The organism is Pseudomonas sp. NFPP25 (genome assembly GCF_900116505.1).
Taxonomy (GTDB): Bacteria; Pseudomonadota; Gammaproteobacteria; order Pseudomonadales; family Pseudomonadaceae; genus Aquipseudomonas; species Aquipseudomonas protegens.
Window position 1 is genome coordinate 81663 of sequence record NZ_FPBG01000004.1, and the last position, 22696, is coordinate 104358.

Below are 22696 nucleotides of genomic sequence, written 5' to 3' on the forward strand. Positions count from 1 at the left end.
CGCAGTCGGAACCTACACAGCCCATTCACCACCCTGCAGGAGAGCCGACATGGCCAACACCTCGTTACGCAAAGCCTCACTGGAAAGTATGGAAGCCGAGATCTCCAGCCTGCTCAAATCGCTGGAAAGCCTGAAGGACGATGCGTCCGACGAGTCGCGCAAGACCCTCAAGGCGCTCAAGAGCAATGCCGAAAGCGCGCTGAAGCATTCGCGCAGCCTGCTCAGCGATGCCTATGAAGAAGTCAAAGTGAAAACCCGTGAAACGGGGATCGCGACCCGCGACTATGCCCAGGAACACCCCTGGACCACCGCCGGGGTCGCCGTGGGTGCCATCGGCCTGCTGGCCGCCTATCTGCTGTGCAAGCGCGGCGACTAAAGCTGCTGGCGCAGTTCGTTTTCCAGCCACTGCGCCAATTGCCGGGCGCGCCCATCCGCGGCGCGCTTGGGTAACCACAGCGCCAGTTGCCCCGGGGTGTCGGAAAAACCCCAGGGCGCAACCAGCCTGCCCGCCAGCAAGTCCTCGGCCACCAGCGGCTGCGGGGCAATTGCCACCCCCAGGCCCGCCACGGCCGCCTCCAGCAAATAATACAGATGCTCGAAACCCTGCCCGTACTTCAACGTTTCGGGATTCAGGTCGTTGCGCCGTGCCCAACTGGGCCAGGCCTGGGGGCGGGAAGTGGTGTGCAGCAGGGCCTCGCTGGCCAGGACGCCAGCCGGCGCCTGCCGCAGGCGTGGATAACCGGCATAGCGCGGGCTGAGCACCGGGCCGATGCGTTCGCTGGCCAGTTCATAGACCTGCATGTCCGCCGGCCAGGGCGGTTCGGCAAAGACCAGCAAGGCATCCAGGCCCGGGCGCCGGGGGTCGAGGTCGCCTTCACCGGCCGAAAGGTGCAGGCGCAGGTCCGGCAGGTCGGCGTTCAGGCGCCCCAGGCGCGGGATCAGCCAGCGCGCCAGCAGGCTTCCGGAACAGCCCAGGACAAAGGGCGCATCGGCGCTGCCCTGGGTCAGCTCGGCGCAGACATCCCGCAGGCGCTCGAAGGCCTCGCTGCTGGCATCGCGCAGGCGAATGCCGGCATCTGTGAGTTTAAGGCCACGGCCTTCCTTGACGAAAAGGCTCAGCCCCAGGTGTTCTTCAAGCACCTTCAACTGCCGGCTGACCGCGCCGTGGGTGACGTGCAGCTGTTCGGCCGCGTGGCTGACGCTATTGAGCCGGGCAGTGGCTTCGAAGGCCCGCAGGGCATTCAGGGGAGGCAGGTCGCGGCTCATTTTATCTGTGAGTTTTTCTGACAGGTTGCGGCGATCTTATCGGTTTTCAGCATCGGATGTCAGGGGTAGAGTGGGCTCCATTGTGTTTCTACGAAGCGGTCTTTCCACCAGGCCTTCTTTCTCCAAACTTCCCCCGGGAGCGCTGCAATGACCCAGTCCCAATTACGCAATGGCCCTGACGACAACGGCCTGTTCGGCGCATTCGGCGGCCGTTACGTGGCCGAAACCCTGATGCCGCTGATCCTCGACCTGGCCCGCGAATACGAAAAGGCCAAGGAAGATCCCGAATTCCTCAAGGAGCTGGCCTACTTCCAGCGCGATTACGTGGGCCGCCCCAGCCCGCTGTACTTCGCCGAACGCCTGACCGAGCACTGCGGCGGCGCCAAGATCTACCTCAAGCGTGAAGAGCTGAACCACACCGGCGCGCACAAGATCAACAACTGCATCGGCCAGATCCTGCTGGCGCGGCGCATGGGCAAGAAACGCATCATCGCCGAGACCGGCGCCGGCATGCATGGCGTGGCCACCGCCACCGTGGCCGCGCGTTTTGGCCTGGATTGCGTGATCTACATGGGCACCACCGACATCGAGCGCCAACAGGCCAACGTATTTCGCATGAAGCTGCTGGGCGCCGAAGTGATCCCGGTGGTGGCCGGCACCGGCACCCTGAAGGACGCGATGAACGAAGCCCTGCGTGACTGGGTGACCAACGTCGACAGCACCTTCTACCTGATCGGCACCGTCGCCGGCCCGCACCCGTACCCGGCCATGGTCCGCGACTTCCAGGCGGTCATCGGCAAGGAAACCCGCGAGCAGATGCAAGCCCAGGAAGGCCGCCTGCCGGACAGCCTGGTGGCGTGCATCGGTGGCGGTTCCAACGCCATGGGCCTGTTCCACCCGTTCCTTGACGACAAGAGCGTCGAGATCATCGGCGTCGAAGCCGCCGGCTACGGCATCGAGACCGGCAAGCACGCCGCCAGCCTCAACGGCGGCGTACCCGGCGTACTGCACGGCAACCGCACCTTCCTGCTGCAGGACGACGATGGCCAGATCATCGACGCCCACTCGATTTCCGCCGGCCTCGACTACCCCGGCATCGGCCCGGAACACGCCTGGTTGCACGATATCGGCCGCGTCGAATACACCTCGGTGACCGACGACGAAGCCCTGGCCGCGTTCCACCAGTGCTGCCGCCTGGAAGGCATCATCCCGGCCCTGGAAAGCGCCCATGCCCTGGCCGAAGTCTTCAAGCGGGCACCGAACCTGCCCAAGGATCACCTGATGGTGGTCAACCTCTCGGGCCGTGGCGACAAAGACATGCAGACCGTGATGCACCACATGCAACAGTCCCAGCAGGAGAAACACTGATGAGCCGCCTGCAAACCCGTTTTGCCGAGCTGAAGGAAGCAAACCGCGCCGCCCTGGTAACCTTCGTCACCGCCGGCGACCCGAACTACGACACCTCCCTGGCGATCCTCAAGGGCCTGCCCGCAGCGGGCGCCGACGTGATCGAACTGGGCATGCCCTTCACCGACCCGATGGCCGACGGCCCGGCGATCCAGCTGGCCAACATCCGTGCCCTGGGGGCCAAGCAAAACCTGGCGAAAACCCTGCAGATGGTTCGCGAGTTCCGCGAAGGCAACAGCGACACCCCGCTGGTGCTCATGGGCTACTTCAACCCGATCCACCACTACGGCGTGCCGCGCTTCATCGCCGACGCCAAGGCCGCCGGTGTCGATGGCCTGATCGTGGTGGACATGCCGCCGGAACATAACAGCGAACTGTGCGACCCGGCCCAGGCCGCCGGCATCGACTTCATCCGCCTGACCACACCGACCACCGACGACGCCCGCCTGCCCAAGGTGCTCAACGGCAGCTCCGGTTTCGTCTACTACGTTTCCGTGGCCGGGGTCACCGGTGCCGGTGCCGCCACCCTGGAACACGTGGAAGAAGCCGTGGCCCGCCTGCGTCGCCACACCGACCTGCCCATCAGCATCGGTTTCGGCATCCGTACTCCGGAGCAGGCAGCCGCCATCGCTCGCCTGGCCGACGGCGTGGTAGTGGGCTCGGCGCTGATCGACCACATCGCCAGCGCCGAGTCTGCCGAGCAAGCGGTGGATGGGGTGCTGAGCCTGTGTGCGGCGCTGTCCGAGGGCGTACGTAAGGCTCGGGTCAGCTGAAGGTAAAGACCAGACCGCAAGATCAGGGGGGCGCAACCAAAGGTTGCGCCCCCTTTTTGCATGGTGTGTACGAGCAATCACCAGCCCCTAGAACCCCGTCAGATCCAGCGGCCGCATGGCCCCCATCCAGATCGCATGATCGGTGTGATCGAGCAAGTCGTCCCCGGTATCCGGGTGCAGGAACACCACCAGCCCCCGGCGATTGAGGGCCAGCCACGGCACTACCTGGGCAAACACCTCAGGGGCGAACGCCAACTGGCAACTCCAGTCCGGATGGGGCCCCACCGGCCGCTCGTGGACCCGACCCATTTTCAGGTCAAACAGCTGCGCGGCCTGCTCACACAAGGCCCGGGCCAGGTCGATGGTACTGGCGTCGAAGTAGACGTGGGCGTGATAGCCCTTGATCCGTTGCATGCAAACCCTCGCGATAAAAGACCAAGCCTCAAGGCCCGTCACAGAGGCTGAGCACCCTCTGTGGAAAAAACACCGGCCCCATGAAAACACCGAAAGCCGAGCAGCTCAAAGCAGTTGCGCCAGCGCGCCTGCCACCTCCAGCAACTGCTGGCGCAACCAGAGATGGGCCGGGTCTGCCGTGTTGCGTCCATGCCAGATCGCCAACAGCGACGACGCTTCAACCGCCAGTGGCAGCGCCCGCTGACACAGGCCAAAGCGCTGTTCGAAAGCCCGGGCCAGTGGCACCGGCACAATCGCCACCAGCCGCGACTGTTCCAGCAACTGCGGCAGCACCAGGGCATGGGGCAGGGTGACCTTGTACTGGGGACTGCGGCCAATCGCCGCCAGCGCCTGCTCCAGGCGCTGGCGATCGAACATCTCCGACTGCCGGGCAATACCGCGCTCAAGAATGTAGCCGTTGACCGCGCCTTCCTCCTGCCCGCCTACCGACAGTGTGATCAATGGCTGGTCCGCCAGGGCCTCAAGGGTCAACTCGGGCAGGTCGAGCAAGGGATGCTCGGGACACATCAGCAACACATCCTGCTGCTGCCAGAGACGGGCGCTGTGCACTCGCTGCGGCAGCTCGGCAAACACCCCCACGGCCAGGTCGATGCGCCCGACGTCGATCTGCTCGGCCAGATCCAGGCGGGTCGCCGGGCGCACCACCAGGTCCACCCCCGGAGCCTCCTGGGCCAGGCGCCGCAACAGCGGTGCCAGCAGCACCGAACTCAGATAGTCATTGGCGGCAAGGGTGAAGGTCCGCGTTGCGCTGGCGGGGTCGAACGCCTCCACGCCCACCGTGCGCTGAATGGTCAGCAGTGCTTCGCGCAGCGGGCCGGCAATTGCTTCGGCACGGGCCGACGGCTGCATGCCCTTGGCGGTGCGAATAAACAACTCGTCCTGCAGGGACTCACGCAACCGGGTCAAGGCATGGCTGACCGCCGACTGGCTCAGATGGAGGCGCTTGCTGGCCAGCAGGATGCTGCGGTCCTCATAGACGGCATCGAAAACCCGCAGCAGGTTGAGGTCGATACGCGGGACGCGGGGCACTTCATCACGGAGCATATTGCATATCCTGCAGGAGGCTATTGCGGATTGTTCCCTTGCCCCAAGGGGCGGGCGCGGGCAACTTTAGCGCATCCGACAAGCGAGCAGATGGCACTGAAAATCAAACCGTGCGATCACGGCCACGGCTTGCCCGAAGTTCAGTGAAAGCAACTGACCTGAGTGTTTTTCGACCCCTTGAAACCTCGTCCTCAGTTGCGATCAAGACCGTGCTCAAGTTCAGGGAACGAAGATGCCCGCAAGCCCCGACCTCAATGACATTCGCGCCCACGATTGGGTCGCCACCCGGCTGCCCCGCTCCTGGCAGGCCTACGCCCGCCTGATGCGCCTGGACCGGCCCATCGGCACCTGGCTGACCCTGCTGCCGGCCCTGGCCGCGTTGATACTCTGCGCCGGACGTATTCCGCAGGTCGGCACGGTGCTGGTGTTCGCCCTCGGCGCCCTGCTAATGCGCAGTGCCGGCTGCTGCATCAACGACATCCTCGACCGACGCTTCGACGCCCAGGTCAACCGCACCCGCCAGCGGCCCCTGGCCAAGGGCTCACTGAGCCTGAATCAGGCCCTGGCTTGCCTGGTCGTACTCTTGCTGCTGGCGGCCGCACTACTGCCCTTGCTGCAACCACTGACGGTGCTGCTGGCCCTGGGCTGCGTGCCGCTGACCCTGATCTACCCGCTGTTCAAACGCTTCACCCACTGGCCCCAGGCGTTTCTCGGCGCGGTGTTCAACTGGGGCGTGCTCATGGCCAGCGTGGAAACCACCGGCAGCCTGCAAGCCAGTGCGCTGGCACTGTGGCTGGGCTGCCTGTTCTGGCAGTTGGGCTACGACACGCTCTATGCCTACAGCGACCGTGAGGACGACCTGAAAATGGGCCTGCGCTCCACCGCGACGCTGTTCGCCGAACGGGGCAAGACCTGGATCGCCGGGTTCTACGCCATGACCGTGCTGTGCTGGTGCGGCGCGGGCCTGCTGGCCGGTGCCAACCCGGGCTTTTTCATCGTGCTGCTGCCGATCGCCTTGTCCCTGGCCTACCAGCTCAGCCTGTTCAGTCCGGACCACCCGGAGCCCTGCAACGACCTGTTTCGCAGCAACTTCCACGTCGGCGTGCTGCTCCTGGCCGGCGCCTCGGTGGCCATCGTTTAACCGCTGAACACTCAGCAATCGGCAACATTCCCAACCACACAAGGACTTGTCATATGCCTGCCCGCTCAATCGCATCACCACTCTCGGCACCGGAACAATGGGCCGCCCTGTTCCTGCGCCTGGCCCTGGGCGCCATGTACATCGCCCATGCGCTGTTCAAAGTCCTGGTCCTGGGCTGGCCGGGCACCCTCAAGCTGTTCGGCGCCACCGGCATGCCCGAGTGGATGACCTACCCGGCGGTGTGCGCCGAGCTGGTGGGGGGCTTGTTGCTGATACTCGGGGTCGGCGTGCGCTGGATCGCCCTGGGGCTGCTGCCGATGCTGCTGGGGGCGATTGTCTTCGTCCACGGCGCCCACGGCTGGATCTACACCAGCCCGGGCGGCGGCTGGGAATACCTGGCCTTCCTGGCGGTGGTGTCGGTGTCGCTGGTGTGCCTGGGCAACGGCGCACTGTCCCTGTTGAGCCTGTTCAAGGCGCCGCCTACAAGGCAATGGACGGCAACGACAGCCCCTTGAGGGATTGAGCGCTGCCGGCTTGCTCGGCCATCAGCCAGTCGACGAAGCGCTGGATCAATGGGCCACGGCGCTTGCGTGGCGGCAGCACCACGTAATAGCCGTAGCCGGACAGCGCACTCTGGGCGATCGGCCGGCACAACAGCCCCTGCGCCAGCAAATCGTCCACCAGATGACGCCAGCCGATGGCCACGCCCTGACCGCCGATGGCCGCCTGGATCAGCAGGGTGTAGTTGTCGAAACGCAATTGCCCGGGAGGCGGGGCGCCAGCCAGGCCCAGTTCGCGGAACACCCCGCTCCAGTCGAACCAGTGGCTGGCGTTTTCACCCCGCAGGTGCAGCAGCGGCATCTCCAGCAGGGCATGGGCGGGCAGGGGAGCCAGACGTTCCTTGAGCAGCAGCGGGCTGCACACCGGAAAAACTTCCTCGCTGAACAGCCAGCGACTTTCGCCGTGCTTGAAACGCCCGTCGCCGAACAGCACCGCCACGTCGATATCGCTACGCAGCATGCTGTGGCTGCGTTCACTGGTCACCAGGCTGACGTCCACCTGGGGATTGGCCTCATGAAAACGATGCAGGCGCGGCATCAGCCAGTAGGCGGCGAAGGCGAAATCCGTGGCCACCTGCAACACCTCATGCTGATGCTGCTGGCTGAGGGCGCTGAGGCCGGCATCGATGCTCTGCAGGCCGGCCTGGACCTGATCCAGCAACAAGGCTGCAGACTCGGTGAGCTCGATGCCCCGGTAGATGCGGTCGAACAGGCGCACCCCCAGCTGTTCCTCCAGGCGCTTGATCTGCTGACTGATAGCCGGCTGGGTGGTGCCCAGTTCCACCGCCGCGGCGGTGAAGCTGCGCAGGCGCGCGGCTGCTTCGAACACCCGGAGCAGGTCCAGGGACAGGTCGCCAAGGGCTTCATACATAAGCTGTGCTTATCCTAGTCATTGCTGTACATGGGCTTTACCACCAACGGCATGGGATCCATGCTCGGTTGCAGCACTTTCGCATAACCATCGACTATGGAATGCCGCGAATCCATGAAGCGCAAGAACATTCTTTTCATCATGGCCGATCAGATGGCCGCCCCCTTGCTGCCGTTCTACGGACCCTCGCCGATCAAGCTGCCTCACCTCAGCCGGCTGGCCGCCCAGGGCGTGGTCTTCGACGCCGCCTACTGCAACAGCCCCTTGTGCGCACCCTCGCGCTTCACTTTGGTCAGCGGCCAGTTGCCCAGCCGGATCGGCGCCTACGACAACGCCGCGGACTTCCCCGCCGACGTGCCTACCTACGCCCACTACCTGCGGCGCCTGGGCTACCGCACTGCGCTCTCGGGCAAGATGCACTTCTGCGGCCCGGACCAGTTGCACGGTTATGAAGAGCGCCTGACCAGCGATATCTACCCCGCCGACTATGGCTGGGCGGTGAACTGGGACCAGCCCGATGTGCGCCCCAGCTGGTACCACAATATGTCCTCGGTACTGCAGGCCGGCCCCTGTGTACGCACCAACCAGCTGGATTTCGACGAGGAGGTGGTGTTCAAGGCCCAGCAATACCTGTTCGACCATGTGCGCGAGGCCGGCGACCAGCCGTTCTGCCTCACCGTCTCCATGACCCACCCCCACGATCCGTACACCATTCCCAGGGCCTTCTGGGACCTGTACCGCGACGACCAGATTCCACTGCCGCAGACCCCGCCCCAAAGCGAGCTGGATCCGCATTCCCAGCGCCTGCTCAAGGTCTACGACCTGTGGGACAAGCCCTTGCCTGTGGATAAGATCCGCGACGCGCGCCGCGCCTACTTCGGCGCCTGCAGCTACATCGACAGCAACGTCGGCAAGCTGCTGCAGACCCTGGAAGACACCGGGCTGGCGGACGACACGCTGATCGTGTTTTCCGGCGACCACGGCGACATGCTCGGCGAGCGCGGTCTCTGGTACAAAATGCACTGGTTTGAAATGGCCGCCCGGGTACCGCTGCTGATCTGTGCACCGGGGCAGTTCACTGCCGGCCGGGTCAGCGCCGCTGTCTCCACCGCCGACCTGCTGCCGACCCTGGTGGAGCTGGCCGGCGGCCGGGTCGAGCCCGACCTGCCGCTGGATGGCCGCTCCCTGGTCCCGCACTTGCAAGGGCAGGGCGGGCACGACGAGGTGTTCGGCGAATACATGGCCGAAGGCACCATCGGCCCGCTGATGATGATTCGCCGCGGTGCCTACAAGTTCATCTACAGCGAAGACGACCCCTGCCTACTCTTCGACCTGCACCACGACCCGCAAGAGCGCTTCGACCTTGGCCAGTCGCCCGAGCATCGGCCGCTGTTCGCCGCGTTCCTGGCAGAGGCCCGGGCCAAGTGGGACATTCCGCGCATTCACCAACAGGTCCTGGCCAGCCAGCGCCGCCGCCGGCTGGTGGCCGAGGCGCTGAGCCGGGGCAAACTCAAGAGCTGGGACCACCAGCCGCTGGTAGACGCCAGCCAGCAGTACATGCGCAACCACATCGACCTCGATGACCTGGAGCGCAAGGCCCGTTATCCACAACCCTGCCAAAACCAATAAAACGTAAGGGGAAAAGCATGCAAAGGTTATCCACAGCACTGACGCTCGGGCTTCTGGCCCTGGGCAGCGCATCCGCTTGGGCCGACTCGTGCGAGACCGTGAAGATGGCCGACCCGGGGTGGAGCGATATCGCCGCCACCAATGCCATCACCGGCTTCCTGCTGGACGGCATGGGCTACAAGGCGAAGATCGACACCCTGGCCGTGCCCATCACCTTCGGGGGTCTGAAGGATGGCCGGGTGGATGTATTCCTGGGTAACTGGATGCCGGCGCAGCAAGGCTTCCATGACAAGTTCGTGGCCAATGGCGACGTCACCCAGCTGGCCAAGAACCTGGAAGGGACCGAGTTCACCCTGGCGGTGCCGGACTATGTGTGGGAGGCCGGAGTGCATGATTTTGCCGACCTGGACAAGTTCGCCGACAAGTTCGACAAAAAGCTCTACGGCATCGGCTCCGGCGCGCCGGCCAACCTGTCGCTGCAGGAAATCATCAAGAGCAACCAGTTCAACCTGGGCCAGTGGAAGCTGATCGAGTCCAGTGAACAGGCAATGCTCGCCGAAGTGTCCCGGGCCACGAAAAAGCAGCGCTTCATCACCTTCCTCGGCTGGACCCCACACCCGATGAACGTGCAGTTGAAGATGCGCTACCTGACCGGTGGCGAAAAGTACTTCGGCGCCAGCGGCAGCGTCTACACCCTGACCCGCAAGGGTTATGCACAGGCTTGCCCGAACGTCGGCAAACTGCTGGGCAACCTGCGGTTCACCCAGGAGATGGAGAACAGCATCATGGCCGCAGTGGTCAACAGCAAACTCAGCAACACCGAGGCCGCCAAGGCCTGGATCAAGGCTCACCCGGCAGTGCTGGAGCAATGGCTGGAGGGAGTGCGGACCATTGATGACAAAGAGGCCCTGGCAGCGGTGAAGAGCAGGTTGTAGCCCGAGGTGTGCCGGCCATTCGCCGGCAAGCCGGCTCCTACACTCAAAGCCTGGCAATGCTTTACCCTGGCCCACCGAATCAACCCACCCGTGAGGAACCATGGCCTGGCCCGACCGCCAATCTCTCCTGCCTTTGCTGAGCTGGCTGCCGCGCCAGACCCGGGCCAGCGTCGGCCGTGACCTGCTGGTGGGCCTGAGCGGCGCGATCCTCGCTCTGCCGCAATCCATCGCCTATGCCCTGATCGCCGGCCTGCCCCCGGAGTACGGGCTGTACGCGGCCATAGTCCCGGTGCTGATCGCCTGCCTGTGGGGTTCATCGTGGCACCTGATCTGCGGCCCCACGGCGGCAATTTCCATCGTTCTCTATGCCAGCGTCAGCCCCCTGGCAGTGCCGGCCTCCGAGGACTACATCACCCTGATCCTGCTCCTGACGCTGTTGGCTGGGGTCTTCCAGTGGCTGCTGGGAATGCTGCGCTTCGGCGCCCTGGTGAACTTCGTCTCGCACTCGGTGGTGCTGGGCTTCACCCTCGGCGCGGCGGTGGTCATCGCCCTGGGCCAATTGCCCAACCTGCTGGGGCTGGAACTGCCGAACCAGGCCACCGCCCTCAACAGCCTGAGCCAGTTGCTGCAGCACCTGGGCGAGGTGGACCGGCCTTCGCTGCTGCTGGGGCTGGGCACCCTGGCGCTGGGGGTCGCCTTCAAGCTGCTGGCGCCGCGCTGGCCCGGCCTGCTGCTGAGCCTGGTGTTCAGTGCCCTGGTGGTATGGCTGCTGCCAGGGGTGTTTGGCCATGTGCAACTGGTCAGCGCCTTCGTCGGCCGGCTGCCGCCGTTTAGCCCATTGCCCCTGGACCTGGAACTGATCCTGCGGTTGCTGCCCAGCGCAGTGGCGGTGGGCATGCTCGGGCTGGTCACCAGCCTGTCGATTGCCCGCTCACTGTCAGCACGTTCGGAACAGTTGCTGGACGCCAACCAGGAGGTCCGCGCCCAGGGCCTGTCGAACATGGTCGGGGCGTTTTTCTCCGGCTACCTGTCCTCGGGCTCCTTCACCCGCTCCGGGTTGAGCTACGAGGCCGGCGCCTGCTCGCCCCTGGCCGGGGTGTTCTCGGCGCTGTGGGTGGCGCTGTTCGCCGTGGCCGGCGCCGGGCTGATCGCCCATATCCCGATCCCGGCCATGGCCGGCAGCATCCTGCTGATCTGCTGGGGGCTGGTGGACCATCGGGGCATTCGCGCGCTGTTCCGGGTCAGCCGCGCCGAGTTCGTGGTGATGAGCCTGACCTGCGTCGCCACCCTGCTCCTGGAGTTGCAGACCGCGATCTATGCCGGGGTCCTGGCGTCGCTGTTCTTCTACCTCAAGCGCACTTCGCAACCGCGGGTGCAGCAGTCCAGCGAAGGCGATGAAGACATCCTGCGGGTCGGCGGTTCGATTTTCTTCGGCGCCAGCCATTACCTGCAGGTGCGCATGCAGCGCTGCCACGCGCCCAGGCTGGTGATCGACGCACGGCAGATCAACTTTATCGACTACTCAGGGGTGGAGATGCTGCACCAGGAAGCACGCCGCCTCAGGCGCCAGGAGCGCAGCCTGATCCTGCGCCGGGCACGGCAGGCGGTGAAAGAAGAGTTGATCAAGCTCGAAGGCCCGGAACGCTGCCCGATCCACTTCGAAGACTGAACCCGCGGGCGCCTTGCCCACACCCGACGTGAGAGCCGGCTTGCCGGCGAAGAAGCCCTTGAGCCTGGCCCAGCCTTGAAGCCGCCTTCGCTGGCAAGCCAGCTCCTAAGGGGGGTTACTGCGCCAGCTGGCGACGCAGTTCAGCCAGCACCGGGGCACTGTCGGGGCGCACGCCGCGCCATAGGTAGAAGGCTTCCGCCGCTTGCTCGGCCAGCATGCCCAGGCCATCCAGCACCAAGGCCGCGCCCTGTTCACTGGCCCAGCGGCAGAACGGTGTCGGCTCCTTGGCGTACATCATGTCGTAGCACACGGTCTTGCCCGCCTCGATCAGGCTGCCGGCAATCGGCGGCAGCTCGCCCGAAAGGCTGGCGGAGGTGGCATTGATGATCAGGTCCACCGACTCCTGCAGCCAGTCGAAGCCGCTGGCCGATACCGGCCCCAGGTCGGCGAACAACTCCGCCAGCAGCTCAGCCTTTTCCACGGTGCGATTGGCGATCACCAAGGCCTCCGGCTGCTCGGCCAGCAACGGCTCCAGGGCACCACGGACCGCGCCGCCAGCCCCCAGCACAAGGATGCGCTTGCCCTTGAGGCTGACCCCGGCGTTCACCTTCAGGTCGCGCACCAGCCCGGCGCCGTCGGTGTTGTCCCCCAGCAGGCGGCCGTCGGCCTGCTTGCTCAGGGTGTTCACCGCGCCGGCGCGCTGGGCCCGTTCGGTCAGGCTGTCGCACAGGCGATAGGCCTCTTCCTTGAACGGCACCGTGACATTGGCCCCACGCCCGTGGGCGAAGAAACTGCGAGCGGTGCCGGCGAAATCATCCAGGGGCGCCAGCAGGGTGTTGTACTCCAGCTGCTGGCCGGTCTGCTGGGCAAACAGCCGATGGATCAGCGGCGACTTGCTGTGGCCGATCGGATTACCAAAGACAACGTACTGATCCATCTCTCATCCCATTTGCTCAACACAGGGGTAGGAACCGCATCCGCCTTGAAGGCCTTTTCGCCGGCAAGCCGGCTTCTACACAGTGGGTGCGGTTTAGTTGCTGGCTGCCAGCCAGTCGCGATCCTGCAGGAAGTATTCGGTCAGGCGCGCTTCTTCGCTGCCCGGCTCGGCCTTCCAGTCATAGCCCCAGCGCACTTGTGGCGGCAGCGACATGAGGATCGACTCGGTGCGCCCGCCCGATTGCAGGCCGAACAGGGTGCCACGGTCGTAGACCAGGTTGAACTCCACGTAGCGGCCCCGGCGGAATTCCTGGAATTCCCGCTGCTGCGCGGTGTAGGCCGCGGCCTTGCGGCGCTGGACGATGGGCAGGTAGGCCTCGATGTAGGCGTCGCCGATGGCGCGCATGAAGGCGAAACTGGTGTCGAAGTCCCATTCGTTCAGATCGTCGAAGAACAGGCCGCCGATGCCCCGCGGTTCATTGCGGTGCTTGATGTGGAAATAGCTGTCGCACCAGGCCTTGTAGCGCGGGTAGACATCGGCACCGAAGGGCGCGCAGGCCCGCTCGGCAACCCGGTGCCAGTGCACGCAGTCATCGATGTTGCCGTAGTAGGGGGTCAGGTCGAAACCGCCGCCGAACCACCAGACCGGCTCTTCGCCTTCCTTCTCGGCGATGAAGAACCGCACGTTGGCGTGGGAAGTCGGCACATGGGGGTTGTGCGGGTGGATCACCAGGGACACGCCCAGGGCCTCGAAGCCACGGCCGGCCAGCTCGGGCCGGTGGGCACTGGCCGATGGCGGCAGGCCGCTGCCGAATACATGGGAGAAGTTCACCCCACCCTTTTCGATCACTGCACCGTCGCCGATCACCCGGGTACGCCCGCCACCACCGGCAGGCCGGGTCCAGGCGTCCTCGATGAAGCGTGCGCCACCGTCTTCGGTTTCCAGTGCAGCGCAAATGCGGTCTTGCAGGTCGAGCAGGTAGGCTTTCACGGCCTCGGTGCGGGTAGTCATGGCATCACCTTGAATCGGGCAAAGCTACGCGGCGCTAGGGATGGAGCACGGGCCGGCGCAAATGGGCGCGTAGCATAACACCGCGCCGGGGCGCTCCGCAGTTGACGAAGGTCAAGCAGAGGAGTCCGATAGAGCACTTTCACGACACGTCCGAGGAGAGAATGCAGATGGCCAAACGTATCCAGTTCCGCGCCCATGGCGGCCCCGAAGTGCTCGAATATGTGGATTACCAACCGGCGGAACCGGGCCCGCAACAGGTTCGCGTCAGCAACAAGGCCATCGGCCTGAACTTCATCGACACCTATTTCCGCAGCGGTCTCTACGCACCGCCCGCCCTGCCTTCAGGCCTGGGGGCCGAAGGCGCGGGCGTGGTCGAGGCCGTAGGCAGTGCCGTGACCCGTTTCAAGGTCGGCGACCGCGTGGCTTACGGCAGCGGCCCACTGGGGGCCTACAGCGATGTGCATGTGCTGCCCGAAGCCAACCTGGTACGCCTGCCGGACGCCATCAGCTTCGAACAGGCCGCCGGGGTCATGCTCAAGGGCCTGACCGTGCAGTACCTGCTGCGCCAGACCTATGAACTCCAGGGCGGCGAAACCGTGCTGTTCCACGCCGCTGCCGGCGGTGTCGGCTCCCTGGCCTGCCAGTGGGCCAAGGCCCTCGGGGTAAAGCTGATCGGCACCGTCAGCTCGCCGGAAAAGGCCGCCATCGCCAAGGCCCTGGGCGCCTGGGAAACCATCGACTACAGCCATGAAGACGTGGCCCAGCGAGTGCTGGAACTGACCGGCGGGAAGAAGTGCCCGGTGGTCTACGACGGCGTGGGCAAGGACACCTGGCTGACCTCCCTGGATTGCCTGGCCCCACGCGGGCTGATGGTCAGCTTCGGCAACGCCTCTGGCGCAGTGGACGGGGTCAACCTGGGGATTCTCTCGGCCAAGGGCTCGCTGTACGTGACCCGGCCGACCCTGGCCAGCTACGCCAACAATGCCGAGAACCTGCAGCGCATGGCCGACGACCTGTTCGGCATGATTGCCAGCGGCAAGCTGAAGATCGAGATTGGCCAGCGCTTCGCCCTGGCGGATGCGGCCAAGGCCCATATCGAACTGTCGGCGCGACGCACGACTGGCTCGACTGTGCTGCTGCCTTGAACGCCTTCGCCGGCAAGCCGGTTCCTACCGAGTATCGTAGGAGCCGGCTTGCCGGCGAAGCGCTTCAGGAAGGCCGAACTACCTTGCCGGTAGCCAGGTCACGGATCAGGCTCGGGTTCTTGCGCCCGCCCAGGCTGCCACTGAGGACCAGATCCAGTTGCCCACGGAAATACTGCTCGATGCGCAGCCGCGTGCGCGCCGCCGGGCGCCCCTGGGGGTTGGCCGAGGTGGAAATCAGCGGGCCCACCAGGGAGCACAGTTCACGCACCAGCGGATGGTCGCTGACCCGCAGCGCCACCGTGTCATGGACCCCGGTGACCCACTCGGGCAACAGGTTCTGATGGGGCACCAGCCAGGTATTGGGCCCCGGCCAGGTGCTGGACATGCGATCGATCCAGGTGTCCGGGAAGTCCTCGAAGAGGAAATCGAACTGATGGATGTTGTCAGCGATCAGGATCAGGCCCTTGTCCACCGACCGTGACTTGATCGCCAGCAGACGATCCACCGCCTCTTCATTCCACGGATCGCACCCCAGGCCCCAGACCGCTTCGGTTGGATAGGCAATCACCGCCCCTGCGCGAATCTCTCGTGCGGCTTGCTGCACGCGCCAACTGCTGACCATTGCCGACTCTCCAGATAAAAGCTGTGCGCAGTTTACCCATCCTGCTTATAAAACCTAGCTCAGACGCGCATACCAACGCCCATTTTCATGGACCGCACGGCCTTCGATCTCCAGCTCGGTCAGGGCCGCCAGCACCCGGGGCAGGGACCAGCCGCTGGCGCTGGCCAAGGCTTCGCTGCTGTGGGGCGCCGCATGCAGCAAGGCCAGCAACGGGTGGGTACAGGCCGCTGTCGGCAGCGAGGCGCTGGGCGGCAGGTTCTGCCAGCCGGCCAGGGTCTCCAGGATGTGCTGCACGCTTTCCACCAGCACCGCGCCGTCGCGGATCAACTGGTGGCAGCCCCGGGCACCGGGGTGGTGGATAGAACCGGGGATGGCATACACCTCGCGGCCTTGCTCCGCCGCCAGCCGCGCGGTAATCAGCGAACCGCTGGCGACGCTGGCCTCCACCACCAGCACGCCCAGGGCCAGGCCACTGATGATTCGATTGCGCCGGGGGAAGTGTTCCGCACGCGCCGGGGTGTCCAGAGGGAACTCGGAAACCACCGCGCTGCCCTGGTCGATCATGGCCCTGGCCAGGGCCCGGTGCCGCTGTGGATAAAAATTTTCCAGGCCAGTGCCCAGCACGCCCACGGTACGCCCGCCAACATCCAGGGCCGCCTGATGGGCAGCGCCATCGACGCCCAGGGCCAGACCGCTGGTGATGACAAAACCGGCACGGGCCAGGCTGCGGGAAAAGGCCCCGGCGGTGTCCAGCCCCGGTCGCGATGCACGACGGCTGCCCACCATCGCCAACTGCGGCCGTTCGAGAATCGAGGGGTCGCCGGCCACGAACAGCAGCGGTGGCGCATCCTCGAGTTGCGCCAGCAAGGGCGGGTAGCCGGGCTGGTCCCACATCAGCAAATGCTGGGCCTGGCTATCTATCCAGGCCAATGCGCGACGGGCGCCGTCGCGCACCTGGGGGCTGCGCCGGGCCTCGCTGCAGGCCGGCGGCAGGTCCAGGGAACGCCAGGCACTGGCCGGGGCACGGAGTGCTTTAGAAGCGCAACCGAATGCCTGAAGCAGGCGCTGAAAACGCATCGGCCCGAGTTCGGGCAGGACGTGCAAGCGCAATCGAGCTTCCAGTTCTGCCGGGGAAATGCTGCCGCTCATCGAGTTCGACATGGATCATCCTTGATCGTCAGGGCTCCAGCCTGAGCTGGAACAAGCTGTGGATAACTCTGTTGGTAACTTGTTGAGGAAAGATCTTCCTCAGGGGTTGCGGACCTTGTCCAGCACCGCCAGCGAACGCGTGGCCTTGAGTACCAATCCGTAGCTGAGCCTGTCGTAGCTGCGGAACACCATCAGCCAGCCGGCCGCCTCGTCGGGGATTTTCAGCGGCTCGCCGGTTTGCCGGTCGCGTACGGTTTCCCCGGTCTTGATCACCGCCAGCACGTTGCCCTCCAGCAGCCCGTCGCGGCGCCCGCGGTTGAGGGTCACCACATCCAGGGCGCCGATCTGGGTGACCCCTCGGGGCACGTCGATGATTAGCCCTTCCACCGGCCGTTGCGGGGCACTGGGGCTGAAGGAGCCCGGCAACCCCGAGGTATCGGCGGCCAGCAAGCGATCACCCAGGCGCACTTCCTGGTTGCTGCTCTGCAAGGCGAGGGTGGCCAGGTCACCTTCGCTCGCCACCACCCGGGCGCTGCCAATGGCGTCGGCGTTGACCCCCAGCAGTTCCTGGCTCAGGGGGTCGCGGTAGACCTTGCCCTGGCGGAACAGCTCATAGACCGGCTGCTCTGGGTCCAGCCGGCCACGGGCGAAAAGCCGGTCGCCCATGCCACCCAGCACCCGCTCGCCCTCGCCGGCCACGATATACGGCGCCTGCTCCAGGGCCCCGGGCTGATCGACGATGCGGTTGTCCAGCAAGAAGCTGCTGATCGCTTGCAGGGGGATGCTCGGAATCGGGGCAGGGGGCAGGCGCCGGGCCTGGGGCGCGAGCTTGACCGTCGGCGGCGCCGCTGGTCGCTCCAGCTGCAGGCGTGGCGGGCCGTCATTGCGCACCAGTTGCAGGCGGTCGCCGGGGAAGATCTGCCCGGCGAAGCCCGCCGGCCAGAGCTCGCGCCATTGCCAGGGCTGCTGCAGATACAGGCTGGCGACGCTCCACAGGGTATCGCCCGGCTGCACCCGATAGTGCTGTGGATAACTGTCCCGCAGTTGCACCTGGGCCTGGCCGATGGCGGTCCAGCCCGCCAGCAGCAGGGCGAACAGTGATTTCCTCATGGGCTGAATCCCTTTATTATGTGCGTTCGCGTGAAACGCCAGAGCCTGCACGGCTCGCTCCATCCCAGAGCACGTTTTGCACCGGCGGCCCAGGTCCAGAACCTGCGCGGACGCCGACTCCGCCCTTACTTCACACGTGTAGCAATTACGCTTATGGCCATTTTAAACATCCTCGAATTCCCTGATCCGCGCCTGCGCACTATCGCCAAACCAGTGGCCGTAGTGGACGACGAAGTGCGTCAGTTGGTCGACGACATGTTTGAAACAATGTATGAGGCCCCAGGCATCGGTCTGGCGGCGACCCAGGTCAACGTGCACAAACGCGTGGTGGTCATGGACCTGTCCGAAGACCGCAGCGAACCACGGGTGTTCATCAACCCCGAGTTCGAAGCCCTGACCGACGAGATGGACCAGTACCAGGAAGGCTGCCTTTCGGTACCGGGCTTCTACGAAAACGTCGACCGCCCGCAACGGGTCAAGATCAAGGCCCTGGACCGCGACGGCCAGCCCTACGAACTGATCGCCGAAGGTTTGCTCGCCGTGTGCATCCAGCACGAATGCGACCACCTGAACGGCAAGTTGTTCGTCGACTACCTGTCCACGCTCAAGCGTGACCGGATCAAGAAGAAGCTGGAAAAGCAGCATCGCCAGCAGGCTTGATGACCGTCTTGCAAAGGCTTGCTACGGCAAGCCTTTTTCTTTTCCGCATGTTTAACATCGAGAATTCCCATGACTGAGCCACTGCGCATCGTCTTTGCCGGCACCCCCGAATTCGCCGCCGAACACCTCAAGGCCCTGCTCGACAGCCCTTACCAGATCGTTGCGGTCTACACCCAGCCGGACCGTCCGGCGGGGCGCGGGCAGAAGCTGATGCCCAGTCCGGTCAAGCAGCTTGCTCTGGAAAACGACATCCCCGTGCTGCAACCGCCGACCTTGCGCAATGCCGAGGCTCAAGCCGAACTGGCAGCGCTCAAGCCGGACCTGATGGTGGTGGTGGCCTACGGCCTGATCCTGCCCCAGGCGGTGCTGGATATTCCGCGCCTGGGTTGCATCAACAGCCACGCTTCGCTGTTGCCACGCTGGCGCGGTGCCGCGCCGATCCAGCGTGCGGTGCAAGCCGGTGACGCGCAAAGCGGGGTGACCGTGATGCGCATGGAAGCCGGCCTGGATACCGGGCCGATGCTACTCAAGGTCAGCACCCCGATCAGCGCCGAAGATACCGGCGGCAGCCTCCACGACCGCCTGGCCGAGATGGGCCCGCCCGCAGTGCTGCAAGCCATCGAAGGCCTGGCCGCCGGCACCCTGGAAGGCGAAGTCCAGGACGACAGCCTGGCCACTTACGCCCACAAGCTGAACAAGGACGAGGCGCGCATCGACTGGAGCCGCCCGGCCGTGGAACTGGAGCGCCTGGTGCGGGCCTTCAACCCCTGGCCGATCTGCCACAGCAGCTTGAATGGCGAAGCGCTGAAAGTGCTGGCCGCCACCCTGGCCGAAGGCAAGGGCGCGCCGGGGGAAATCCTCGGCGCCAGCAAGGACGGCCTGATCGTTGCCTGCGGTGAGCAGGCGCTGTGCCTGACCCGCCTGCAACTGCCCGGGGGCAAGGCGCTGAACTTCAGCGACCTGTTCAACAGCCGCCGCGAGAAATTCGCCATCGGCACCCTGCTCGGCCCAGCAGCGGAGGCCCAATGAACCCGCGCCTGGCCGCCGCCAAGGCGCTGACTGCCGTGCTCAACGGCAAGGCCTCGCTCAACAGCTCGCTGCCGATCCAGCTGGACAAGGTCGAGGCCCGTGATCGCGGCTTCACCCAGGACCTGGCCTTCGGCACCGCACGCTGGCAGCCGCGGCTGTCGGCGCTGGCGGCCAAGCTGCTGCAGAAGCCGTTCAAGGCAGCCGACGCCGATGTCGAAGCATTGCTGCTGGTGGGCCTCTATCAGTTGCTCTACACCCGGGTTCCGGCCCACGCCGCCATCGGTGAAACCGTGGGCTGCGCCGACAAGCTGAAAAAGCCCTGGGCCAAGGCTCTGCTCAATGCCGTGCTGCGCCGTGCCCAACGCGAAAGCGAAACGCTGCTGGCCGAGTTGGAGCACGACCCGGTGGTGCGCACCGCGCACCCGCGCTGGTTGCAGAAATCCCTCAAGGCGTTCTGGCCCGAGCAGTGGGAAGCCATCTGCGCCGCCAACAACGCCCACCCGCCGATGATCCTGCGGGTCAACCGCCGGCATCACTCCCGCGATGCCTACCTGAAGCTGTTGAGCGAAGCGGGGGTTGCGGCCAAGGCTTGCGTCTATAGCCAGGACGGCATCGTCCTCGACGAAGCCTTGGATGTACGCAGCCTGCCGGGCTTTGCCGAAGGCTGGATCAGTGTGCAGGACGAGGCCGCGCAACTGGCCGCCGAGCTGCTGGAACTGGCGCCGGGGCAACGGGTGCTGGACGCCTGCTGCGCCCCGGGCGGCAAGACCTGCCACATCCTCGAAGTGCAACCGGCCCTGGCCGGCGTGGTAGCGGTGGACCTGGAGGCCAAGCGCCTGGTGCGGGTACGGGAAAACCTCGACCGCCTGGGGCTCGACGCCCAATTGATCGCCGCCGATGGCCGCGACACCCAGGCCTGGTGGGACGGCAAGCCGTTCCAGCGGATCCTGCTGGACGCGCCATGCTCGGCCACCGGGGTGATCCGCCGCCATCCGGATATCAAGCTGACCCGCCAGCCCGAAGACATCGCCGCCCTGGCGCAACTGCAAGGCGAACTGCTGGATGCCATGTGGCAGGCCCTGGAAGTGGGCGGCATCCTGCTCTACGCCACCTGCTCGACCCTGCCCACCGAGAACACCGAGGTCATCGAGGCCTTCCTGGCCCGCACCCCGGGTGCTCGTGAATTGGACATCGGCGGCCAACTGGGGCAGCCTGCGGCCGGCCTCAAGCAGCCCCACGGGCGCCAGTTGCTGGCGCAAGAAGGCGGCCACGACGGCTTCTACTACGCCAAGCTGATCAAGATTGCCGCCGCACGCGGTTAAACGGTTTTAAGGGAGTGACTGGATGAAGATCATCATCCTCGGCGCCGGGCAAGTGGGTGGCACGCTGGCGGAACACCTGGCCAGCGAAGCCAACGATATCACCGTGGTCGACACCGACGGCGAACGCCTGCGCGACCTCGGCGACCGCCTGGACATCCGCACCGTGCAGGGCCGCGCCTCGTTCCCGACGGTGCTGCGCCAGGCCGGCGCCGACGACGCCGACATGCTGGTGGCGGTAACCAACAGCGACGAGACCAACATGGTCGCCTGCCAGGTGGCCCACACCCTGTTCCACACCCCGACCAAGATCGCCCGGGTGCGCGAAGCCGCCTACCTGACCCGCGCCGGGCTGTTCGACAACGATGCGATTCCGGTGGACGTGCTGATCAGCCCCGAGCAGGTGGTGACCAACTACATCAAGCGCCTGATCGAGCACCCCGGTGCGCTGCAGGTGATCGACTTCGCCGAAGGCAAGGCGCAACTGGTGGCGGTCAAGGCCTACTACGGTGGCCCGCTGGTGGGCCAGCAACTGCGCCAGCTGCGCGAGCACATGCCCAACGTCGACACCCGGGTGGCGGCGATCTTCCGTCGCGACCGGCCGATCATGCCCAAGGGCGATACGGTGATCGAGGCCGACGACGAAGTGTTCTTCATCGCCGCCAAGGCCCACATCCGTGCGGTGATGAGCGAGATGCGCCGCCTGGAGGAATCCTACAAGCGCATCGTCATCGCCGGTGGCGGGCAGATCGGCGAGCGCCTGGCCGAAGCCATCGAAAGCCGCTACCAGGTGAAGATCATCGAGATGAACCCGGCCCGCTGCCGCTACCTCTCCGACACCCTGGACAGCACCGTGGTGCTGCAGGGCAGCGCCTCGGACCGCGACCTGCTGCTGGAAGAGAACATCGCCGACGCCGATATCTTCCTGGCCCTGACCAACGACGACGAAGCCAACATCATGTCCTCGCTGCTGGCCAAGCGCCTGGGAGCGAAGAAGGTGATGACCATCATCAACAACCCGGCCTACGTCGACCTGATCCAGGGTGGCGATATCGACATCGCCATCAGCCCGCAGCTGGCCACCATCGGCACGCTGCTGGCCCACGTGCGCCGCGGCGATATCGTCAGCGTGCACTCCCTGCGCCGGGGCGCGGCGGAAGCCATCGAGGCCATCGCCCACGGCGACGCCAAGTCGAGCAAGGTGATCGGTCGTGCCATCGAGAACATCGGCCTGCCGCCGGGCACCACCATCGGCGCGATCATTCGCGACGAAGAAGTGCTGATCGCCCACGACGACACGGTGATCGAAGCCGGCGACCACGTGATCCTGTTCCTTGTGGATAAAAAACACATCCGCGACGTGGAGAAACTGTTCCACGTCGGCCTGAGCTTCTTCTGATCAACAACTCTGTAGCCGCTGCCGAAGGCTGCGATCGACTGCGCAGCAGGCGCTGCCCTTGCGAAGGCCCTGCGGGCCTGATCGCAACCTGCGGCGGCTACATGAGCCCACAGGAGTGACAACGATGCTTGAATCCCTGGAAAAAATGCTCGCCAAGGGTGTGGATAACGCCCTGCTGCGCTTTGGCCTGGGCAAGGGTTACCTGGATCAGGGCGATTTCGCCAAGGCCGCCGAGCACCTGCAACGTTGCGTGGCCTTCGACCCCAAGTATTCCGCGGCGTGGAAGTTGCTGGGCAAGGCCTGCCAGGGGCAGGGCGAACTGCCGGCAGCGCGCCAGGCCTGGGAACAGGGCCTGGAAGCGGCCCGGGGCCACGGCGACAAGCAGGCGGAAAAGGAAATGACGGTGTTCCTGAAAAAACTCGACCGCCAGTCTCAAGGCTGACCCCACCCCTCCTCGGTAGCCGCTGCTGCAGGCTGCGAACGAGCTGGGCGGCACTCCGATGCACTGCTCGCTAGCTCTGAAGACCCGCACAGGCTCGACAAGAG

Annotated in this window: 23 protein-coding genes; 14 read left to right on the forward strand and 9 right to left on the reverse strand. The window is 65.4% G+C overall.

All coding sequences use genetic code 11. From position 1 onward, the window contains the following. Positions 1-49: 49 nt before the first annotated feature. The gene (locus BM382_RS16615) at positions 50-376 is read left to right on the forward strand and encodes an ElaB/YgaM/YqjD family protein (RefSeq protein WP_011058428.1); all 327 of its coding nucleotides are present in this window, start codon (positions 50-52) and stop codon (positions 374-376) included. Here the strand turns inward: BM382_RS16615 and BM382_RS16620 are convergent. Next, positions 373-1266 (reverse strand): LysR family transcriptional regulator, encoded by an 894-nt coding sequence (locus BM382_RS16620; protein ID WP_065364967.1) that lies wholly within the window; start codon positions 1264-1266, stop codon positions 373-375. The genes BM382_RS16615 and BM382_RS16620 overlap by 4 nt on opposite strands. Before the next feature lie 147 nt (positions 1267-1413). Between BM382_RS16620 and trpB the strand changes: the two genes are divergently transcribed. Both trpB and trpA read left to right on the forward strand, forming a co-directional pair. Beyond that, the gene (trpB, locus tag BM382_RS16625) at positions 1414-2634 is read left to right on the forward strand and encodes a tryptophan synthase subunit beta (protein WP_011058426.1); all 1221 of its coding nucleotides are present in this window, start codon (positions 1414-1416) and stop codon (positions 2632-2634) included. Beyond that, positions 2634-3446, forward strand: a complete 813-nt coding sequence (gene trpA / locus BM382_RS16630; RefSeq protein ID WP_047290185.1) for a tryptophan synthase subunit alpha — start codon at positions 2634-2636, stop codon at positions 3444-3446. Before trpB ends, trpA begins: the two co-directional genes overlap by 1 nt. An 87-nt stretch (positions 3447-3533) precedes the next feature. On the opposite strand, the gene BM382_RS16635 is transcribed toward trpA, so the two are convergent. Continuing rightward, the gene (locus BM382_RS16635) at positions 3534-3860 is read right to left on the reverse strand and encodes a DOPA 4,5-dioxygenase family protein (RefSeq protein ID WP_019095600.1); all 327 of its coding nucleotides are present in this window, start codon (positions 3858-3860) and stop codon (positions 3534-3536) included. A 105-nt stretch (positions 3861-3965) separates the two neighbouring features. Next, positions 3966-4964 carry a LysR family transcriptional regulator gene (locus BM382_RS16640; protein WP_072443344.1) on the reverse strand — a complete coding sequence of 333 codons (999 nt, stop codon included), beginning with the start codon at positions 4962-4964 and terminating at the stop codon, positions 3966-3968. Positions 4965-5196: 232 nt separating this feature from the next. Between BM382_RS16640 and ubiA the strand changes: the two genes are divergently transcribed. Next, positions 5197-6105 carry a 4-hydroxybenzoate octaprenyltransferase gene (gene ubiA / locus BM382_RS16645; protein ID WP_019095598.1) on the forward strand — a complete coding sequence of 303 codons (909 nt, stop codon included), beginning with the start codon at positions 5197-5199 and terminating at the stop codon, positions 6103-6105. A gap of 53 nt (positions 6106-6158) precedes the next feature. After that, positions 6159-6620 (forward strand): DoxX family protein, encoded by a 462-nt coding sequence (locus BM382_RS16650; RefSeq protein ID WP_019095597.1) that lies wholly within the window; start codon positions 6159-6161, stop codon positions 6618-6620. Here BM382_RS16650 and BM382_RS16655 read toward each other — a convergent pair. Then, positions 6586-7536, reverse strand: coding sequence for a choline sulfate utilization transcriptional regulator (locus tag BM382_RS16655; RefSeq protein ID WP_072443346.1), 951 nt, complete (start codon positions 7534-7536; stop codon positions 6586-6588). The two genes, BM382_RS16650 and BM382_RS16655, sit on opposite strands and share 35 nt — an antisense overlap. Before the next feature lie 114 nt (positions 7537-7650). On the opposite strand from BM382_RS16655, the gene betC reads away from it, so the two are divergent. The 3 genes from betC (at position 7651) to BM382_RS16670 (ending at position 11769) form a co-directional block, all read left to right on the forward strand. Continuing rightward, on the forward strand, positions 7651-9165 hold the full coding sequence (gene betC / locus BM382_RS16660; protein ID WP_072443349.1) for a choline-sulfatase: 1515 nt from the start codon (positions 7651-7653) through the stop codon (positions 9163-9165). A 17-nt stretch (positions 9166-9182) separates the two neighbouring features. Beyond that, entirely contained in the window at positions 9183-10100 is a 918-nt protein-coding gene (choX, locus tag BM382_RS16665; RefSeq protein WP_011058419.1) for a choline ABC transporter substrate-binding protein, read from the forward strand. Between the two features lie 100 nt (positions 10101-10200). After that, positions 10201-11769, forward strand: coding sequence for a SulP family inorganic anion transporter (locus BM382_RS16670; protein ID WP_011058418.1), 1569 nt, complete (start codon positions 10201-10203; stop codon positions 11767-11769). Positions 11770-11884: 115 nt separating this feature from the next. Here BM382_RS16670 and aroE read toward each other — a convergent pair whose 3' ends face one another. Both aroE and hemF read right to left on the reverse strand, forming a co-directional pair. Beyond that, positions 11885-12706 (reverse strand): shikimate dehydrogenase, encoded by an 822-nt coding sequence (aroE, locus tag BM382_RS16675; RefSeq protein WP_015633620.1) that lies wholly within the window; start codon positions 12704-12706, stop codon positions 11885-11887. A gap of 93 nt (positions 12707-12799) precedes the next feature. Further along, entirely contained in the window at positions 12800-13717 is a 918-nt protein-coding gene (gene hemF, locus BM382_RS16680) for an oxygen-dependent coproporphyrinogen oxidase (protein WP_011058416.1), read from the reverse strand. 167 nt (positions 13718-13884) lie between these two features. Between hemF and BM382_RS16685 the strand changes: the two genes are divergently transcribed. Further along, on the forward strand, positions 13885-14862 hold the full coding sequence (locus tag BM382_RS16685) for an NADPH:quinone reductase (RefSeq protein ID WP_026020270.1): 978 nt from the start codon (positions 13885-13887) through the stop codon (positions 14860-14862). A gap of 64 nt (positions 14863-14926) precedes the next feature. Here BM382_RS16685 and BM382_RS16690 read toward each other — a convergent pair whose 3' ends face one another. The 3 genes from BM382_RS16690 to BM382_RS16700 all read right to left on the reverse strand — a co-directional run bounded on the left by BM382_RS16690 (position 14927) and on the right by BM382_RS16700 (position 17743). Continuing rightward, positions 14927-15484 carry an L-threonylcarbamoyladenylate synthase type 1 TsaC gene (locus BM382_RS16690; RefSeq protein WP_011058414.1) on the reverse strand — a complete coding sequence of 186 codons (558 nt, stop codon included), beginning with the start codon at positions 15482-15484 and terminating at the stop codon, positions 14927-14929. A gap of 54 nt (positions 15485-15538) precedes the next feature. Further along, positions 15539-16645 (reverse strand): DNA-processing protein DprA, encoded by a 1107-nt coding sequence (gene dprA / locus BM382_RS16695; RefSeq protein ID WP_072443351.1) that lies wholly within the window; start codon positions 16643-16645, stop codon positions 15539-15541. Between the two features lie 87 nt (positions 16646-16732). After that, entirely contained in the window at positions 16733-17743 is a 1011-nt protein-coding gene (locus BM382_RS16700) for a LysM peptidoglycan-binding domain-containing protein (protein WP_072443353.1), read from the reverse strand. 153 nt (positions 17744-17896) lie between these two features. Here BM382_RS16700 and def point away from each other — a divergent pair, with 153 nt between their 5' ends. The 5 genes from def to BM382_RS16725 all read left to right on the forward strand — a co-directional run bounded on the left by def (position 17897) and on the right by BM382_RS16725 (position 22592). After that, on the forward strand, positions 17897-18403 hold the full coding sequence (gene def, locus BM382_RS16705) for a peptide deformylase (RefSeq protein ID WP_011058411.1): 507 nt from the start codon (positions 17897-17899) through the stop codon (positions 18401-18403). Positions 18404-18472: 69 nt separating this feature from the next. After that, the gene (fmt, locus tag BM382_RS16710; protein WP_015633615.1) at positions 18473-19432 is read left to right on the forward strand and encodes a methionyl-tRNA formyltransferase; all 960 of its coding nucleotides are present in this window, start codon (positions 18473-18475) and stop codon (positions 19430-19432) included. Further along, positions 19429-20754, forward strand: a complete 1326-nt coding sequence (gene rsmB, locus BM382_RS16715) for a 16S rRNA (cytosine(967)-C(5))-methyltransferase RsmB (protein WP_072443358.1) — start codon at positions 19429-19431, stop codon at positions 20752-20754. The genes fmt and rsmB overlap by 4 nt, the downstream gene beginning before the upstream one ends. 22 nt (positions 20755-20776) lie before the next feature. After that, entirely contained in the window at positions 20777-22150 is a 1374-nt protein-coding gene (gene trkA, locus BM382_RS16720) for a Trk system potassium transporter TrkA (RefSeq protein WP_011058408.1), read from the forward strand. A gap of 124 nt (positions 22151-22274) precedes the next feature. Beyond that, positions 22275-22592, forward strand: a complete 318-nt coding sequence (locus tag BM382_RS16725; protein WP_072443360.1) for a tetratricopeptide repeat protein — start codon at positions 22275-22277, stop codon at positions 22590-22592. Positions 22593-22696 lie beyond the last annotated feature (104 nt).

Bases quoted from the DNA above. Each gene is read 5' to 3' on its own strand.
- BM382_RS16615 (WP_011058428.1), top strand. From the start codon at position 50: ATGGCCAACACCTCGTTACGCAAAGCCTCACTGGAAAGTATGGAAGCC.
- BM382_RS16620 (WP_065364967.1), bottom strand. From the start codon at position 1,266: ATGAGCCGCGACCTGCCTCCCCTGAATGCCCTGCGGGCCTTCGAAGCC.
- trpB (WP_011058426.1), top strand. From the start codon at position 1,414: ATGACCCAGTCCCAATTACGCAATGGCCCTGACGACAACGGCCTGTTC.
- trpA (WP_047290185.1), top strand. From the start codon at position 2,634: ATGAGCCGCCTGCAAACCCGTTTTGCCGAGCTGAAGGAAGCAAACCGC.
- BM382_RS16635 (WP_019095600.1), bottom strand. From the start codon at position 3,860: ATGCAACGGATCAAGGGCTATCACGCCCACGTCTACTTCGACGCCAGT.
- BM382_RS16640 (WP_072443344.1), bottom strand. From the start codon at position 4,964: ATGCTCCGTGATGAAGTGCCCCGCGTCCCGCGTATCGACCTCAACCTG.
- ubiA (WP_019095598.1), top strand. From the start codon at position 5,197: ATGCCCGCAAGCCCCGACCTCAATGACATTCGCGCCCACGATTGGGTC.
- BM382_RS16650 (WP_019095597.1), top strand. From the start codon at position 6,159: ATGCCTGCCCGCTCAATCGCATCACCACTCTCGGCACCGGAACAATGG.
- BM382_RS16655 (WP_072443346.1), bottom strand. From the start codon at position 7,536: ATGTATGAAGCCCTTGGCGACCTGTCCCTGGACCTGCTCCGGGTGTTC.
- betC (WP_072443349.1), top strand. From the start codon at position 7,651: ATGAAGCGCAAGAACATTCTTTTCATCATGGCCGATCAGATGGCCGCC.
- choX (WP_011058419.1), top strand. From the start codon at position 9,183: ATGCAAAGGTTATCCACAGCACTGACGCTCGGGCTTCTGGCCCTGGGC.
- BM382_RS16670 (WP_011058418.1), top strand. From the start codon at position 10,201: ATGGCCTGGCCCGACCGCCAATCTCTCCTGCCTTTGCTGAGCTGGCTG.
- aroE (WP_015633620.1), bottom strand. From the start codon at position 12,706: ATGGATCAGTACGTTGTCTTTGGTAATCCGATCGGCCACAGCAAGTCG.
- hemF (WP_011058416.1), bottom strand. From the start codon at position 13,717: ATGACTACCCGCACCGAGGCCGTGAAAGCCTACCTGCTCGACCTGCAA.
- BM382_RS16685 (WP_026020270.1), top strand. From the start codon at position 13,885: ATGGCCAAACGTATCCAGTTCCGCGCCCATGGCGGCCCCGAAGTGCTC.
- BM382_RS16690 (WP_011058414.1), bottom strand. From the start codon at position 15,484: ATGGTCAGCAGTTGGCGCGTGCAGCAAGCCGCACGAGAGATTCGCGCA.
- dprA (WP_072443351.1), bottom strand. From the start codon at position 16,645: ATGTCGAACTCGATGAGCGGCAGCATTTCCCCGGCAGAACTGGAAGCT.
- BM382_RS16700 (WP_072443353.1), bottom strand. From the start codon at position 17,743: ATGAGGAAATCACTGTTCGCCCTGCTGCTGGCGGGCTGGACCGCCATC.
- def (WP_011058411.1), top strand. From the start codon at position 17,897: ATGGCCATTTTAAACATCCTCGAATTCCCTGATCCGCGCCTGCGCACT.
- fmt (WP_015633615.1), top strand. From the start codon at position 18,473: ATGACTGAGCCACTGCGCATCGTCTTTGCCGGCACCCCCGAATTCGCC.
- rsmB (WP_072443358.1), top strand. From the start codon at position 19,429: ATGAACCCGCGCCTGGCCGCCGCCAAGGCGCTGACTGCCGTGCTCAAC.
- trkA (WP_011058408.1), top strand. From the start codon at position 20,777: ATGAAGATCATCATCCTCGGCGCCGGGCAAGTGGGTGGCACGCTGGCG.
- BM382_RS16725 (WP_072443360.1), top strand. From the start codon at position 22,275: ATGCTTGAATCCCTGGAAAAAATGCTCGCCAAGGGTGTGGATAACGCC.